The following is a 14,093-nucleotide window of genomic DNA, read 5'->3' as shown; positions in this document are numbered from 1 at the left end:
AGGTGTAGTGATCGCATCCGTTCGACAAAGCTCCCTTCTCTTCACGGCGGCATTCAACCACAAACCCTGCCGCCAAAAGCGAGACGCTGATCACAACTAAGCGCTAAGGAAACCCTCATCCTAAATTACTTTGTGATATGAAATATCATTTATATGTGGAATAATGATAACAAGGGCGTGGGCGAAGGGTTGCGCGGAACTCTTCGTTGGGCAGATGGAATTGAAATGAGGAAATACTTATATATTAAGAGGTAGTGTTGCGGAGGTTATTGCCAGGGGATGACGTCACTCGAAGACGTCGTTTAACCGTTCTTGTTGCTGCAGTCGGTTTTTGGCATCGATCCATTGGCTCATGTACTGAGTACTGCGGTGCTGATGGTGACGCAGCATGGTACCGACGAAGTTTGTCTTTCGGTGGGCATCCAACGCGTCCTCCAACGCCTGAATGAGAGCCATAAAATCCGGCTCATAACACTCTTGAGAAAAACCCTGGGTCAGGGTCTCAGCCGCTTGGCGGTGGGCCTGGAGCCAGGCCTGCTTGTCCCGGTACAGAGTCACGGCGGCATCGCACAAGGCCTCCGCGGTATTGGCCACGCGGCCCGGCCAGTGCTCGCTCGGTGCCATGGACTCCGCTCCTATGGTGGTGGTAACACTGGGCGTGCCCGTCGCCATCGCATCCAGAAGCTTGCCTTTGATGCCGGCGCCGAAGCGCAGGGGGGCCAGGCACACCCGGCTCTGGGCCATGGCGGCCAGCGAGTTCTCAACCCACCCCTTAACCAGAAAATTCTCGCGCCGGTTTTCCAATGCCGTTGCCTTGGGGGGCGGGTAAGCCCCGCAAAGGTGTAGCTCAGCCTCGGGCAGGCGCGCGTGAATACGCGGCCAGAGCTCGTGTTTGAGCCAGAGCACCGCATCCCAATTAGGGGCGTGGCGGAAGTTACCAATGCTAATAAAATGCCGACGGGCCTCATACCCGGGGGCGGGGGCCGTTTGGGCAAAAATGGGCAGGGTGTGCAATAAATTGGCCGGCACACCGAACTGCTCTACGAGCAGCGCCACTTCAAAGCGTGAGACCATTAGGCTCAGGTCTGAGCGGTATATGGACGCCAGTTCTCTTTGGGTGATGTCCAGGCCGACCATCTGCTCATACAGAGCCGGCGGCTCGTCCAGCACCGGGGTGACGGTATAGGGTTGGCCGGCCGAGCGGGCCTTCATTAATGCCCAGCGGGCCGCGCGCAGGCAGTGCAGGTCCTCGGTGTCCAGCAACCGCAGCGCCTCGGGGCAGGTGCGGCTGACACGCCAGCCAAATTGTTCTTCGGTCATAAAGCGATCAAACAAAACGGCGTTCGGCCGCTGCTGTGCCAACCAGGTGTCAAACCCATCGCTATTAAGTTCAATGGCGGCTTCGTCGACCGACCGGGCCGTCAGATCAATCCGGTGAGGGGAAGGCTGGGCGGCACTGGCAAAGGTAATGCGCCAGCCACCGTTCTGGAACAGTTCCATCAACTGGCACATGCGAGTGCCCGCGGCGGAAGAGTTGGGCTCGGGCCAGACGCTGCCGAGAATAACGAGGTGCTTCATTCGGCTAGGTTACCAGAGTCAGCCACCGCGAATCAGAGTTTCCAGCCCAGCTTAAGGGCCCCGAACTCTTGCCGTGCGCTGGAGTTCATGTCCAGGCTGGAGTTGTTCACATAGCTCAAGGTCAAGCTGAACGAACGCCAGGCGTAGGAGGCCCCGGCATAGAAGGCGTATTGATCGTGGCGAAGGTCGGCGCTTTGGCCGGAGCGAAGTCCACCACCGCTGACGAAAATCTGGTTGTAAACATAATCCGCCCCAAGCCCGGCGTACACATTCCAACCACTGTCGATGGCCATGGGGTTGCTGACCCGGCCAATGATCTGGCCCGCCGTGCCAAAGCTGCTTTCCAGGCCCGCGCCGTAGCGCACAATGACCGCTCCGCTCACAGCGCTGCCCAGGTTCCCCAACGCGCCGCTGCCAATTACCAGCAGGTCCGTCCCCACTCCCTGCTCATCGCCATTACCGTAGCGCCAGACGCGACTGCGCTTAATTTGCCCCACGGGTTCGTCTTTAATTTGATAGTCCCAACCCTGGGGTTCATTCGCACCCACCAATTTATGCACCGCTTTTTGAGCCTCCTCCGCTCGGGAGGATGGACCGACGATACCGACGGTGACGCCGACGGTGTCAGCTATACGCTCATCCACCAGGGTATAGGCCGAGCGAAACATCAACAGCCCGCCATAAGGGGCATCGTTCGGATCGGGGACGGCTTTTTTAATATTTTTGGGTGTCATCATGGCCTGGCCAAAGGTGAACTCATTCACCTGAAGCTGGCCGTCGAATTCTGGCATTAGCCAACGGTTTACCGGGCGGGTGAGGAGGGGGGCCTTGAAGTCTTTATCACTGCTTTCGGACAGATCGAACCAGGAAAAATAAAGGCCGTTGGTATAACCACCCCCATCCTTATCGAGAAATACATCGTTGTGCCACAGGGTAGTAATCCAGTCCACATCCGCCCGGGCAGTGGTGCCACAGGTAAGAATCAGGGTCAGCACCACCGCCGTGGCCATCCGCTTTTGCATAGACGCAACTCCAAACCGGGCCGGTGCTTTTTGGTGGCGCCGACAATAAATAGGGGTAGTGAGTACGAGGAAAAGTAGCCAATCGATAACCGTTCAAACACTGTCAGATTAGCATGAGCCCGGCCACAACCCATGTTAACAACTGTAATGGCAGCCCAGCCCACACTTGAAAAACGTGGGCTGGACTGGTTCCCATGCGCCATGCAGCTCGTGTTTAACGCCAGACTAACGCCACGGCGGCAACGCCGGTGGTTTTCAGGGGTCTGTTGGCGGCCTTAGTGAAGAGACTCGTCCGGACGATCCTTGGCGATATACACCTTGTAATGCTCGCGATAATCTTCCAGGTCCGCTTCCAATTGCTCCCGGAACTGATTGCTCAGAAATGAGAGGGCGGAGGGCACCTCCTCGGTGTATTCCTTGCGATCCAGCGAGGCGGCCGCCACCACAAACGCATTGAAGCGCGAGCAGGCCTGGAGCAATGCAGCACTCACCAGGGCCGGGTCACCGGCTTGGTCCACCGAGTCGTTCGCCTGCTCAATAAACTGGTCTACCAGGTTCCAGAAAGTTTCCTCGTCATGGGGCTGGTTCATTCAGGGCTCCGTCAAAATCATTGGGGTCATCATTGCCGTCGCGGCCCTTGCGTTGCCGCCAGCGCTGCCAACGCTGACCCACGCGGTGCGCGGATAGGTAGAGCGTCGGCACCAGGATCAAGGTCACGGTGGTGGCAAAGAGTACCCCAAAGGCAAGGGAAATGACCATGGGAATCAGAAAACGCGCCTGCACGCTTTGTTCCGCCATGAGGGGCACCAGGCCAATGAAGGTGGTCACCGAGGTCAGCACAATGGCGCGGAAGCGGTCGCGCCCGGCTTGCAGCACCGAGTCAAACACGGCCAAACCCTGGTGGCGTAGAGTGTTGATTCGGTCCAGCAGGACAAGGTTGTCATTGACCACCACCCCGGCACAGGCCAGGAAGCCGAGCATGGACAGCATGCTGACCTCTCGCCCCATAATCAGGTGGCCAATCACCGCCCCCATAAACCCGAACGGAATAGCCGTCAGAATGACCACCGGCTGCCAATAGGAGCGGAAATTCACCGCCATCAGACCGTAAATAATGAGCACCGCCAACAGAAAATTCTTGCTCAGGGAGCTCATAAACTCCGCTTGATCCTGCATATTGCCGTCCGGCGCGAGCGTCAGGCCCGGGTACTGCTGTTGCCAGTCGGTCAGGTTTCGGCGCAACAGTTCCTGGACGATGGCGTTCGCATCGCCGCCTTCTTCCACGCTGGCGCTGATGCCAATCGTGCGTTTGCGATCGCGCCGCTCAATGGACGAGTAGCCCGGCACGAATTCCACCTCGGCCACTTCCATAAGCGGAATTTGGCTGCCATCCGGCAGACGGATGCGCATGCGTTCTAACTGGGAGAGATGGCTGCGCTCCTCTCTGGGGTAGCGCACCAATACCCGAACGTCTTCAATTCCGCGCGGAATCCGCTGCACCTCGGCGCCATAGAAGGCCTGGCGTACTTGCTCGGCCACTTCCCGCAAGCTCACCCCCAAGGCCTCCGCGCCGGGGCGCAGATTGACGTCGATTTCCCGCCGGGCCTCCTCAATGGTGTTTTCCACGTCGTAGACGTCGGGAAAGGTACCCAGTGCCTCACTAACGCTCTCCGCCGCTCGGCGCTGAGCCTCCAGGTCATTGTCGGCAATGCTTAAGTTCAGGTTGATATCGTCGCCGGCGGCATTAATGGTGTATTCGAGCCGATATTCCTTGGCCTCTGGAATATCGCCAATCAACGCCCGCCAGCGACGGCTGACATTGGGGCTGGAGACCTCCCGCTCCTCAGCCCCCACCAGCCCGACCGATACCCGGATGTTATTTTCCCAGGCCCAGGTCTGAATGCCGTCGATAAAGTCCGCCTCCCCGTTACCGGTCAGCCGTTCATCCGCTTCCAGTTCCAAAGCGGCGGATTCCACTTGACGCATGATCCGGCGGGTTTCGTGGAAGGGCGTTCCCTCGGGCAGCGTCACCCGCGCTTCCAGATAGTCCGAGGGCACCATGGGCATAAAGCTGACGATCAACCAGCCGCCGATGAACACCGCCAGGGATAAAAAGAACGCCACGGCAAACCCGGCCAGGGTCGCCAGCTTGTGCTCCAGAAACCGGGATAGGCCTCGCCGATATACCCGGTCGGCGAACCCATCCAGCCCCTGCGCCAGTCTGCGTCGGGCACGGGAGAGGTGACGCAGGCCTCGCCAGCGGCTTTCGCGCTCGGGCCGCAAGTGGGAAAGGTGGGAAGGCAGAATGTACAAACTCTCCACCAGCGAGAACGCCAGGCACAGAATAACCACCACCGGGATGGCAAACGTAACGGTGCCCATGGCGCCCGGAATCACCATCATGGGAGCGAAAAAGATAATGGTGCTGGTCACCGCCAGAAAAACCGGCGTGGCGACCCGTTTGGCACCGCTGGCCGCACTGGCCGTGCCTTTGAGGCCCTGCTGATGGCGGGTGTAAATACTCTCACCTACAATAATGGCGTCGTCAACTACAATCCCCAGGACCAGCAGGAACGCGAAGAGGGAGATCATATTAACGCTAATGCCGGTATAGGGCAGCAACCAGATGGCGCCGGCAAAGGCGGTGGCAATTCCGATGCACACCCAAACGGCCAGCACGGGCCTTAAAAAGAGCATCAGCACGAGGAAAACCAGAATCAGCCCGGTGGCGGCATTTTCCAGCAAAAGGTTGAGGCGGCCTTCATAGAGTTTGGACATATCCCGCCAGACTTGGAGGGTCAAACCGGCGGGGAGTACCTCCCGGGTGCGCTCGATATAGGCTTTGACTTCGCGCGCCGAGGCGACAATATCCGGGTGTTCGGTAATGGACAGCTCCAAAAACACCGCCGGCTTGCCGTTAAACTGAGCAAACACGTTCCAGTCGTCAAAGCCGTCCCGGATTTCGGCCACATCGCGCAACAGCACCTGAGTACCGTCGGCCTGGGTAATGACGGGAATTCGCCCAAAATCCTCGGCGGTGTACGCTTGGTTGCGGGTTTGGATTTGAATATCGCCGCTGTGCGCCCGAATCACACCGGCGGGCACGTTCAGGGAGGACTGGGAAATGGCCTGGGCCACCTGGTTAAAGCTCAGGCCGAAACGGCGCAGACTCTCCTCAGACACTTCGATGCCCATTTCGTAGGGTCGGGTGCCGTTAAGTTCGACGTGGGAGACGCTATCGAGCAGGGTCAGTTCGTTGCGCACCCGGTGGCCAGTTTCCTTAAGCGCCGCTTCGCTCACTTCGCCGTAAAGCGCCAGGCTCATCAGAAAGCTGCGGCCCACCCGCTGCCGAGTCACCGGTCGCTCCACGGCCCCCGGAAAGGTGTTAATGGCATCCACTTGGGTTTTGATGTCGTTGAGCACGGTCTGCGGGTCGTAACCTTCCACCACTTCGGCGGTGACCGTGCCGTAGCCCTGGTTGGCCACCGAGGTGATCTCCTCAATGCCGTCAATATCCGCGATCGCCTCCTCAATGCGGATAACCACCTGCTCTTCCACCTCCGAGGGCCCGGCCCCGGGGTAGCTCATGGAGACTTCAATAAAATTCAGCGAGACGGTGGGGAAGACTTCTTTGTCCAGCTTGCCGGTGCTGGTCAAGGCGCCCAGGAAGATCAGCACCATTAACAGGTTGGCCGCCACCGGGTTTTCCACAAACCATTGGATCAGCCGGTTCATGAATCGGCTCCACTGCGGTCGGGCTGCGCCTCAACGTTCTCCTCGGCGTCGGTTTCGGGTTCTGTATGGTCTTGGGTGTCCGGCGATTCCAACGATGAAGCTTCCCCCGGGAAGCGCACGGCCACGCCCGGGCTGACATAGCCCTGGCGGTCCACGATCACCGCCTCGCCCTCGCTCAATGGACCTTTGACCCAAATCCGGTCGCCGTCCAACTTCAGTACCCGAACGCGCTTCTCTTCGACGATTTTCTCCTGGCTGACCTCACCGCCTTCCCCCTCAACGGCTTCGGTCTCCCTGACGGTGTAGATCCGGTTGCGCTCGAACACGGCGGTAACGGGGAGCGAGGCAATATCATTCAGCACTCGGCCCTCAATGTCCGCCTGCACAAACAGGCCCATCAACAGCGGCGCGGGGTGTCGTTCAGTATTGAACGGTTCGGGGACTTCGGCAATGGCGTGCAACATGCGGGATTGGGCGCCCAGACTGGCCTCGGTGCGCACCACCGTCCCCTGCCATTGGTGCCGCTCTCCCAGCACACGGCCCGAGAGTGTCACCGCCGGGCGTTCGGCCGGTTCAATGGCGGTGCCCAAGGGCAGGGCGAGCAGGGCGGCTTGATCGTCCATCAACGGCAGTCGGACCTGGGCGACCGCGTCGTCGTAGATTTCGGCAATGGCGCTCCCAGGGCTGATGAACTGCCCCAGGTCGGCTTGGGTCTGACGGACCCGACCACTAAACGGCGCGCGAATTTCTGTGCGCTCCAGGTCGAGTTGAGCCTGGTTTCGCTCCGCCCGGGCCGCTTCTACCGCCGCTTCCGCGGCGGCGATTTGGGGCTGGCGAAGGAACAGCGCATTGGCCTGTTCGTTGCCCAAATCCCGCCATTCGCGCTCGGCCTGTCGCGCCCGGCCGCGCTCTTCGGCGAGCACGCGCTCGGCTTCGCGCAGCTGGGATTGCGCCCGCGCCAAGGCGTTTTGGTAGTCGCGCCGGTCCACGCGTACCAGCCAATCCCCCTTCTCGAAACGCCCGCCGGCGACAAATTCCGGCGCGGCCTCCACAATTTGGCCACCGACCTGGCTGACCAATTGAATGTTCCGCCGTGGCGCCACCGTACCCTGGGTTTCCACCGTCAGGGCGCGGTCTTCCAGTGCCACCCGGACAACCTCCACCACCGGTTTGGGTGGGTCCGCCTCGGGGTGAGGCGCCGGCCGGGGTTTCAACATCAGTAGGGCCGCGAAGCCCATCACGCCGATTGCGAGAATCACTACGGCCAGCGGCACTCGCCGCAGCCAACCAAACGCTTTCAAGAGGGTCTCCCGTTACTGTGTGATGCCTAACACCGGTGCCAGTTTACGCACCCGCGAGGGCCCGGCTCAACGCCCCGGCGGGTGAGCGGTCATCCCCCGTATCACAGCTCATAGCGATAGTTGCGCAGCCAAATCGCGCCTGCCGTGAACCCGGCCGTGACGAGACCGCCGAGCCAAAACGCCGGGGCAAGGAGCGCATTCCCCCAGTGCTCCAGCAGGGCCCAGGGGCGAAGCTGGGACTGAACCAAGGCCTCGAAGGCTTGCTTGGAGGGTTCCCACATGGCGCTCCAAAGATTGACGCTGCGCAGCAGCCACAGTTCCACCACCATGACCGCCACCGGCAACCCAAAGGCCAACAAAAAGGGAGACTTGCGCGACCAGGCCGAGGCCAGAAGCAGCCACGCAAACAACGGGGCGAACCATAGGGCAAAGAGCAGCCAGCCGGACATCAGGCCCAAGCTATGGCCAATAAACGTGCTGAGCAAGGTTCCCAGGCCGGGCATCTCCACCCCCAGCTGGAAGGAGGCGAAACCCAGCATCATCAACAGATGTAGCAAGCCCACGGCAAGGGAGGCCACCAGGAAGATAGCCGGGCCCAACAGCGCCCCGAAGACCAGCTTGGTCAGGACGACCCGGGTTTCCGAGACCGGTAGAGACTTCCAAAACAACACGCTTTTGTCTTTGCGGTCACTATAAAGGCAGCCCAGCAGATACATCTGACTGATCAACAGCAGGGCAAACACGAAAGGAATCGAAATCGCCGCCAGTGCCATACGCAACACTTGCGGGTGATTACTAAAGAGGTCGCCCCGCATCAGGGCCTGCACCAGCTCGGCGCCATCCTCCAGCTCGTTCAATTGTTCCGGTGACTGGCGCAGTTCGCTCAATGCCATATTGATTTCGAAGCTTGAGGTCACCATGCCCATCAACAGTAAGGCCGCCAGCACTACCGCAATCCAGATGGGCGTGCGCACGAAGCTGCCGCGGGTTTCCCAGAATTCTCGTCGAAACTGTATCGGCAGTTGTATCGGTAAACGGTTCATCAGGCGGCCCTCCCTTGGCTGGCGGCTTTCTGGGCGGGGGTTTGTAGCTTGGCAACAAACAGGTCCGCCAGCCCCGGCGTTTTAATCTCACCCAGCGGTGAGAGCACCTGGGGGGAGACCCCCTCGTAAATCAGGCTTACGCCACCGAGCATGGTGCGCTCGTGAATCGGCCCGAGCTGACGGGCCTGAGCCACCTGCTCCGGCGCCACCTGCAGTTCGACAAAGTCCCGCTCCAGTGCTTCCATGGTACTGTTGAGCTTCAGTTCGCCATCGCCGATAAACACCACATCGGTGAGCAGGTGTTCGATTTCCTCCACTTGGTGGGTGGTAATCAAAATGGTTTTCTGCTCGTCGAAGTAATCATTCAGCAGGCTGGTGTAGAACTGTTTGCGATAGAGAATATCCAGGCCGAGGGTGGGCTCATCCAGCACCAGCAGTTGACTGTCGATGGCCATAATCAGCGCCAGATGCAACTGGGTGATCATGCCCTTGGACAGTTCCTTGACCCGGCTGCGCCGCTCGATGCCAGTGCGGGCGAGAAAGCCCTCGGCCCGGGCCCGGTCAAACCGGGGGTGGACCCCCTCCATATAGGCCAAGGCCTCGCTGACCTTCAGCCAACCCGGCAAAATGGCGGTATCGGCAATAAACGAGACCCGCTCCATCAAGGCCGTGCGGTAGCGCTGGGGGCTCAACCCCAGTACCTGCAAGTGCCCCTCCACCGGAGCCAGGCCCAAAATCCCCTTGAGCAGGGTGGTTTTGCCGGCACCGTTGGGGCCAATCAGCCCCATGATGCGCCCGCGCTCCAGGGTCAGGTCGATCCCTTTTAGTACCGGTTTATCGCCGTAGGCCTTGCGTAGCCCCCGGGCTTCAATCACCGTATTCATTCGCTTTTCTCCTTACACTGTTGCATCACGGCGTCTTGCAAAACCGCCGGCTCAATACCCAATTCCCGTGCCCGCCGTATCAGCTCGGGCAGCTCCTTCTCCAGAAACAGCTGGCGCTCGCGCGCGAGTAAGCGCTCACGTGCGCCCGCCAACACGAACATGCCCAGCCCCCGTCGCTTCTCCACCAGCCCCTCGTCCACCAGCGCCTGATAGCTCTTGGCGACCGTCAGGTGGTTGATGCGGTAATCCGCCGAGAGCTGACGCACCGAGGGCAGGGCATCGCCCTCGGCAAAGTCACCCCGCAGAATCAGGCGCACCACCCGCTCGTAGAGCTGGCGGTAGATGGGCTGGTCGTCATTCCAGAGATCGGTCACGGTCGCTCCCAAAGTGAACTGGTGTTATACCTAACTATAACACCATAAACTGAGCGCGCAAGCTTTTTTCGCTCTCACAAAACCGGCGCAAAAACAAGACTGGTCGAGGCCGTGCATTTGCGGATAATGAGCGGCTTCTGTAACCCTAATTAATGGACAACCCAGGTGCCGTTATGACCAGCATCGCTCAGCGTATTGCCGACGAGCTCAACTGTCGGGAACCCCAAGTCGCCGCCGCCGTCGCCCTGCTCGACGAGGGCGCCACCGTGCCGTTTATCTCCCGTTATCGAAAAGAGGTAACCGGAGGCCTGGACGATACCCAAATGCGGACTCTGGAGGAGCGGCTGCGCTACCTGAGGGAGATGGAGGACCGGCGCGAGACCATTCTCAAAAGCATTGCCGAGCAGGAGAAGCTCACCCCGGAGCTGGAGCGGGACATCAAGGCGGCGGACACCAAAACCCGCTTGGAAGACCTCTACCTCCCCTACAAACCCAAGCGCCGCACCAAGGGCCAAATCGCCATCGAAGCCGGCCTGGAACCCCTGGCCGATGCCCTTCAGGCAGACCCCACACTGAACCCCGAAACCGAAGCGGCGAAATTCCTCAACCCCGAGCACAAAATTGAGGACACCAAAGCCGCTCTGGATGGCGCCAAGTTTATTCTCATGGAGCGTTTCAGCGAGGATGCGGCGCTGCTGGGTAAGTTGCGCCACTTCCTGTACCAGGAAGCCCAACTGAGCGCCCGAGTGGCCCCGGGGAAGGACAGCGACCAGTCCCAGGAAGTGCAGAAATTCCGGGACTATTTCGAGCACGAGGAACCCCTCAAAAGCGTACCTTCCCACCGGGCGCTGGCCATGTTCCGGGGGCGCAACGAGGGCATTCTCAACCTCGCACTCACCCTGGGCAATGAAGAAGACCGCAGCGCCGCCCACCCCTGTGAGGGCATGGTGGCGGAGCACTGGGATATTCGCGACCAGGGCCGAGCGAGCGACAAATGGCTGGGCGAGGTGGTGCGCTGGACCTGGCGGGTCAAGCTGCTTACCCACCTGGAAACCGACCTGCTGAGCGAGCTTCGCGAGAAGGCCGAAGAGGCCGCCATCAAAGTCTTCGCCGCCAACCTGAAAGACTTGCTGCTGGCGGCTCCCGCCGGCCAGAAGGCCACCATCGGCCTGGACCCCGGCCTGCGCACCGGGGTAAAAGTCGCCGTGGTGGACGCCACCGGCAAAGTGCTCGACCACGGGGCCATTTTCCCCACGGCGCCGCAATTTAAAATGGCCGAAGCGGAAGCCAAAATCGTTCAGTTTTGTAAGAAGTACGACGTGGCGTTGATCGCCATCGGCAACGGTACCGCCTCCCGGGAAACCGAAAAGTTTGTTCAGGACGTCTTGAAAAAGCACAGCGACCTGAATGCCAAGGGCGTCATGGTGAACGAGTCCGGCGCCTCGGTGTACTCCGCCTCGGAGTTTGCCGCCAAGGAATTCCCGGACCTGGATGTGACCATTCGCGGGGCCATCTCTATCGCCCGCCGGCTGCAAGACCCGCTGGCTGAACTGGTGAAAATCGACCCCAAATCCATCGGTGTGGGCCAATACCAGCACGACGTTTCCCAAACCCAGCTCGCGCGGGAACTGAATGCCGTGGTGGAAGACTGTGTAAACGCCGTGGGCGTGGAAGTAAACACCGCTTCGGCCCCGCTACTGGCACGCGTCTCCGGCCTCAACCAGACCCTGGCCAATAACATTGTGGAGTTCCGCAACGCCAACGGCGTGATTCGCTCCCGCGCCCAGCTTAAAAAGGTGCCGCGCTTGGGCGATAAAACCTTTGAGCAGGCGGCGGGCTTTTTGCGCATCGCCGGTGGCGACAACCCACTGGATGCCTCCGGCGTTCACCCGGAAGCCTACACCGTGGTGGAGAAAATCGCGCAGATTAACGCCCGGGAAGTGAAGGGGCTGATCGGGGACTCCGCATTTCTTCGCAGCCTGAAGGCGGCCGATTACACCGACGAAAAGTTCGGCGTACCCACCATCACCGATATCATCGGCGAGCTGGACAAACCCGGCCGCGACCCGCGCCCGGAATTCAAAACCGCCCAGTTCCAGGAAGGCGTGGAGACCATTAAGGATTTGGAGCCGAGCATGATTCTGGAAGGCTCGGTGACCAACGTCACTAACTTCGGCGCCTTTGTCGATATCGGTGTCCACCAGGACGGCTTGGTCCACATCTCCGCCCTGTCGAACACCTTTGTTAAAGACCCACGCGAAGTGGTGAAGGCCGGAGACGTGGTGAAGGTGAAAGTGATGGAGGTGGATGTGCCCCGCAAACGCATCGGTCTGTCCATGCGCCTGGATGATGAACCCGGTGAGAAAACCGAAGGCCCCAAGGGCGGCTCCCGCCGCGCGCCCCACAAGAACCAGGGCGGCCAGAAGAGTCGCCAAGGTGGCGGCCAAGGAGCGGCACTGGGCAGCATGGGCGCGCTGCTACAGGAGGCGATGAAGAAAAAGTAACTACCACCCATTGGGCCCGCCCGGGTTTGCAAAACCGGGCGGGCTCAGCGGTTGCTTTTATCCCGGTGTGCCCGCCACAACAAATAACCGCCCCAAAGCATCGCTACCAGCATAATCAACCGACCCAGGTTCTGTACGAGGGCGGCCAGGGTCTGATCGTACGCCAATAGGCCGGTCTCACCGAGAAGATACTCCCAGTCGTGAAAGCCATAGGGCGAGGACTTACCGTAGTTGCCACCCAGCAAGGGCAGCTCGCCCGCCCGGGCGTCCGCCATATAGGGTGCAATATCCAGAAAGTTCTGGCCAAACCACCACAGACACAGGCTCGCACCGAAAGTGTCCTGGCGGGTTTTCAGGAGCGCCACACCACAGATGATTGGAATGGCGAGCTGCCCCAGGGTACCTCCCAGTGACCCGATAAATTGACCCAGAAAACCAAATATAACGTGGCCGGCCTCGTGAAACGGCAGGTTCACCTGGTGCATAAAGTGAAAACCGCGCCCAAGCTCCTCCACACTCAGTACCATGTAACTCAAGCCCCACACCCCAAACAGCCCCCACAGCACCAGGTAACCGCCCAGGTAGCGATCCATGGACGGTGTGGGCACGGCAAGAGAGCCCCTCAGTGCGATCAGTCGTTCGCGAAGCTCCGAACGCGAAGCGGGTTGAGCCAAGTTTTCTTTGCGGCGCAGGTAGTCATCGTATTTGTGAAATACCAGCCCACACTGGCTGCAGGTCGTCTGCTGTTCAGTGCGCGGCTGTTGGCACTTGGGGCATTGCATGGAAGCGCTCCATTTGGAGAGGGACGGGCACCGAAATCGAGCCATCGAAGCCCGGCGAATCGGGTCGCATTTTAACGGAATCCGTTAACCGTCACACCCGCAGAGAACCAGGTTCCCAACCACGGCCGAGAGACGAGCCTTTTTATTCTTTGCTTTTATAGTGAGATTACCTGATGAACCGTCTTGTTCTGATCGGAACACACAGGACAAGACCGGGTCTATAGTAAGTAAGTACAAGGCAAATGAGAAGTCGGCTTAATGCCGACGCCAAACGTCGCTTGCGCGACTTGCCTTTTTGACGTCGGCGTTTTCGACACTTGTTTCATCGGCCGGTAGGCCTTGTTCTAGCAACTGAATTTCTAACCGGCCGGTACGAAATGAAAGGAGGTTGTTATGCAAGTTCGAGACGTTATGACTCCATCCTGTGAATTTATTGCGCCCACTGCCAGCCTTAGTGATGCCGCTCGTCGCATGAAAGAGTTGGACTGCGGCTTTCTGGCCATCGGTACCGAAACCGAAGGCCGGCTGGAAGGCGTGGTCACTGACCGGGACTTGGTCGTCCGGGCGCTGGCCGAAGGCTGGAACCCAGACCAGACACCGGTAGAACGGGCGGAAACTCATCAAGTGCTGTACTGCTTTGAAGGTGACAGCCTAGAGGAGGCCGCAGAGCGCATGCAAAAGCAGCAAATCTATCGCTTGGTGGTACTCAATAACCCGGACGAGAAACAGCTCAGAGGCGTCATTAGTCTGGGTGACATTCTTCGCCACCGCGAAGCACAGCTGGCTGAGAAAACCGCCGAGGCCATCGCCTCGAAGGCGGCCTAATCGGTCCGCCGTTCGATGCCACTCGGCCCCAATCATTTGCATAGA

11 protein-coding genes are annotated in these 14,093 nt (G+C 59.8%); 2 read left to right on the top strand and 9 right to left on the bottom strand.

Annotated elements, in window-relative coordinates:
* Positions 1-285: 285 nt before the first annotated feature.
* The 8 genes from AAE514_RS02730 to AAE514_RS02695 form a co-directional block, all read right to left on the bottom strand.
* Positions 286-1,578, bottom strand: coding sequence for a glycosyltransferase (locus tag AAE514_RS02730; RefSeq protein ID WP_347329971.1), 1,293 nt, complete (start codon positions 1,576-1,578; stop codon positions 286-288).
* A gap of 32 nt (positions 1,579-1,610) precedes the next feature.
* A complete protein-coding gene (locus tag AAE514_RS02725) occupies positions 1,611-2,600 on the bottom strand; it encodes a lipid A deacylase LpxR family protein (RefSeq protein WP_347329970.1) in 990 nt (329 codons plus the stop codon).
* 275 nt (positions 2,601-2,875) lie between these two features.
* On the bottom strand, positions 2,876-3,190 hold the full coding sequence (locus tag AAE514_RS02720; protein WP_347329969.1) for a DUF3144 domain-containing protein: 315 nt from the start codon (positions 3,188-3,190) through the stop codon (positions 2,876-2,878).
* Entirely contained in the window at positions 3,174-6,335 is a 3,162-nt protein-coding gene (locus AAE514_RS02715; protein WP_347329968.1) for an efflux RND transporter permease subunit, read from the bottom strand. The genes AAE514_RS02720 and AAE514_RS02715 overlap by 17 nt, the downstream gene beginning before the upstream one ends.
* A complete protein-coding gene (locus tag AAE514_RS02710) occupies positions 6,332-7,636 on the bottom strand; it encodes an efflux RND transporter periplasmic adaptor subunit (protein WP_347329967.1) in 1,305 nt (434 codons plus the stop codon). The genes AAE514_RS02715 and AAE514_RS02710 overlap by 4 nt, the downstream gene beginning before the upstream one ends.
* 101 nt (positions 7,637-7,737) lie before the next feature.
* Positions 7,738-8,679 carry a hypothetical protein gene (locus AAE514_RS02705; RefSeq protein WP_347329966.1) on the bottom strand — a complete coding sequence of 314 codons (942 nt, stop codon included), beginning with the start codon at positions 8,677-8,679 and terminating at the stop codon, positions 7,738-7,740.
* Positions 8,679-9,563, bottom strand: a complete 885-nt coding sequence (locus AAE514_RS02700; RefSeq protein WP_347329965.1) for an ABC transporter ATP-binding protein — start codon at positions 9,561-9,563, stop codon at positions 8,679-8,681. Before AAE514_RS02700 ends, AAE514_RS02705 begins: the two co-directional genes overlap by 1 nt.
* Positions 9,560-9,937, bottom strand: coding sequence for a GntR family transcriptional regulator (locus AAE514_RS02695; protein WP_347329964.1), 378 nt, complete (start codon positions 9,935-9,937; stop codon positions 9,560-9,562). The genes AAE514_RS02700 and AAE514_RS02695 overlap by 4 nt, the downstream gene beginning before the upstream one ends.
* A gap of 173 nt (positions 9,938-10,110) precedes the next feature.
* Here AAE514_RS02695 and AAE514_RS02690 point away from each other — a divergent pair, with 173 nt between their 5' ends.
* Complete coding sequence (locus tag AAE514_RS02690) at positions 10,111-12,441, top strand: Tex family protein (RefSeq protein WP_347329963.1); 2,331 nt, start codon at positions 10,111-10,113, stop codon at positions 12,439-12,441.
* A 44-nt stretch (positions 12,442-12,485) separates the two neighbouring features.
* Here the strand turns inward: AAE514_RS02690 and AAE514_RS02685 are convergent, their stop codons facing one another.
* Positions 12,486-13,223 (bottom strand): hypothetical protein, encoded by a 738-nt coding sequence (locus tag AAE514_RS02685; RefSeq protein ID WP_347329962.1) that lies wholly within the window; start codon positions 13,221-13,223, stop codon positions 12,486-12,488.
* Positions 13,224-13,616: 393 nt separating this feature from the next.
* Here AAE514_RS02685 and AAE514_RS02680 point away from each other — a divergent pair, with 393 nt between their 5' ends.
* Positions 13,617-14,048: a CBS domain-containing protein gene (locus AAE514_RS02680; RefSeq protein ID WP_347329961.1), complete on the top strand. Its 432-nt coding sequence runs from the start codon at positions 13,617-13,619 to the stop codon at positions 14,046-14,048.
* The last annotated feature ends 45 nt before the right edge of the window (positions 14,049-14,093 follow it).

The organism is Marinimicrobium locisalis (assembly GCF_039822625.1).
Lineage (GTDB): Bacteria > Pseudomonadota > Gammaproteobacteria > Pseudomonadales > Cellvibrionaceae > Marinimicrobium > Marinimicrobium locisalis.
Note: the sequence above shows the minus strand (reverse complement) of the source record. Positions and strands in the feature narration are given on the sequence as shown.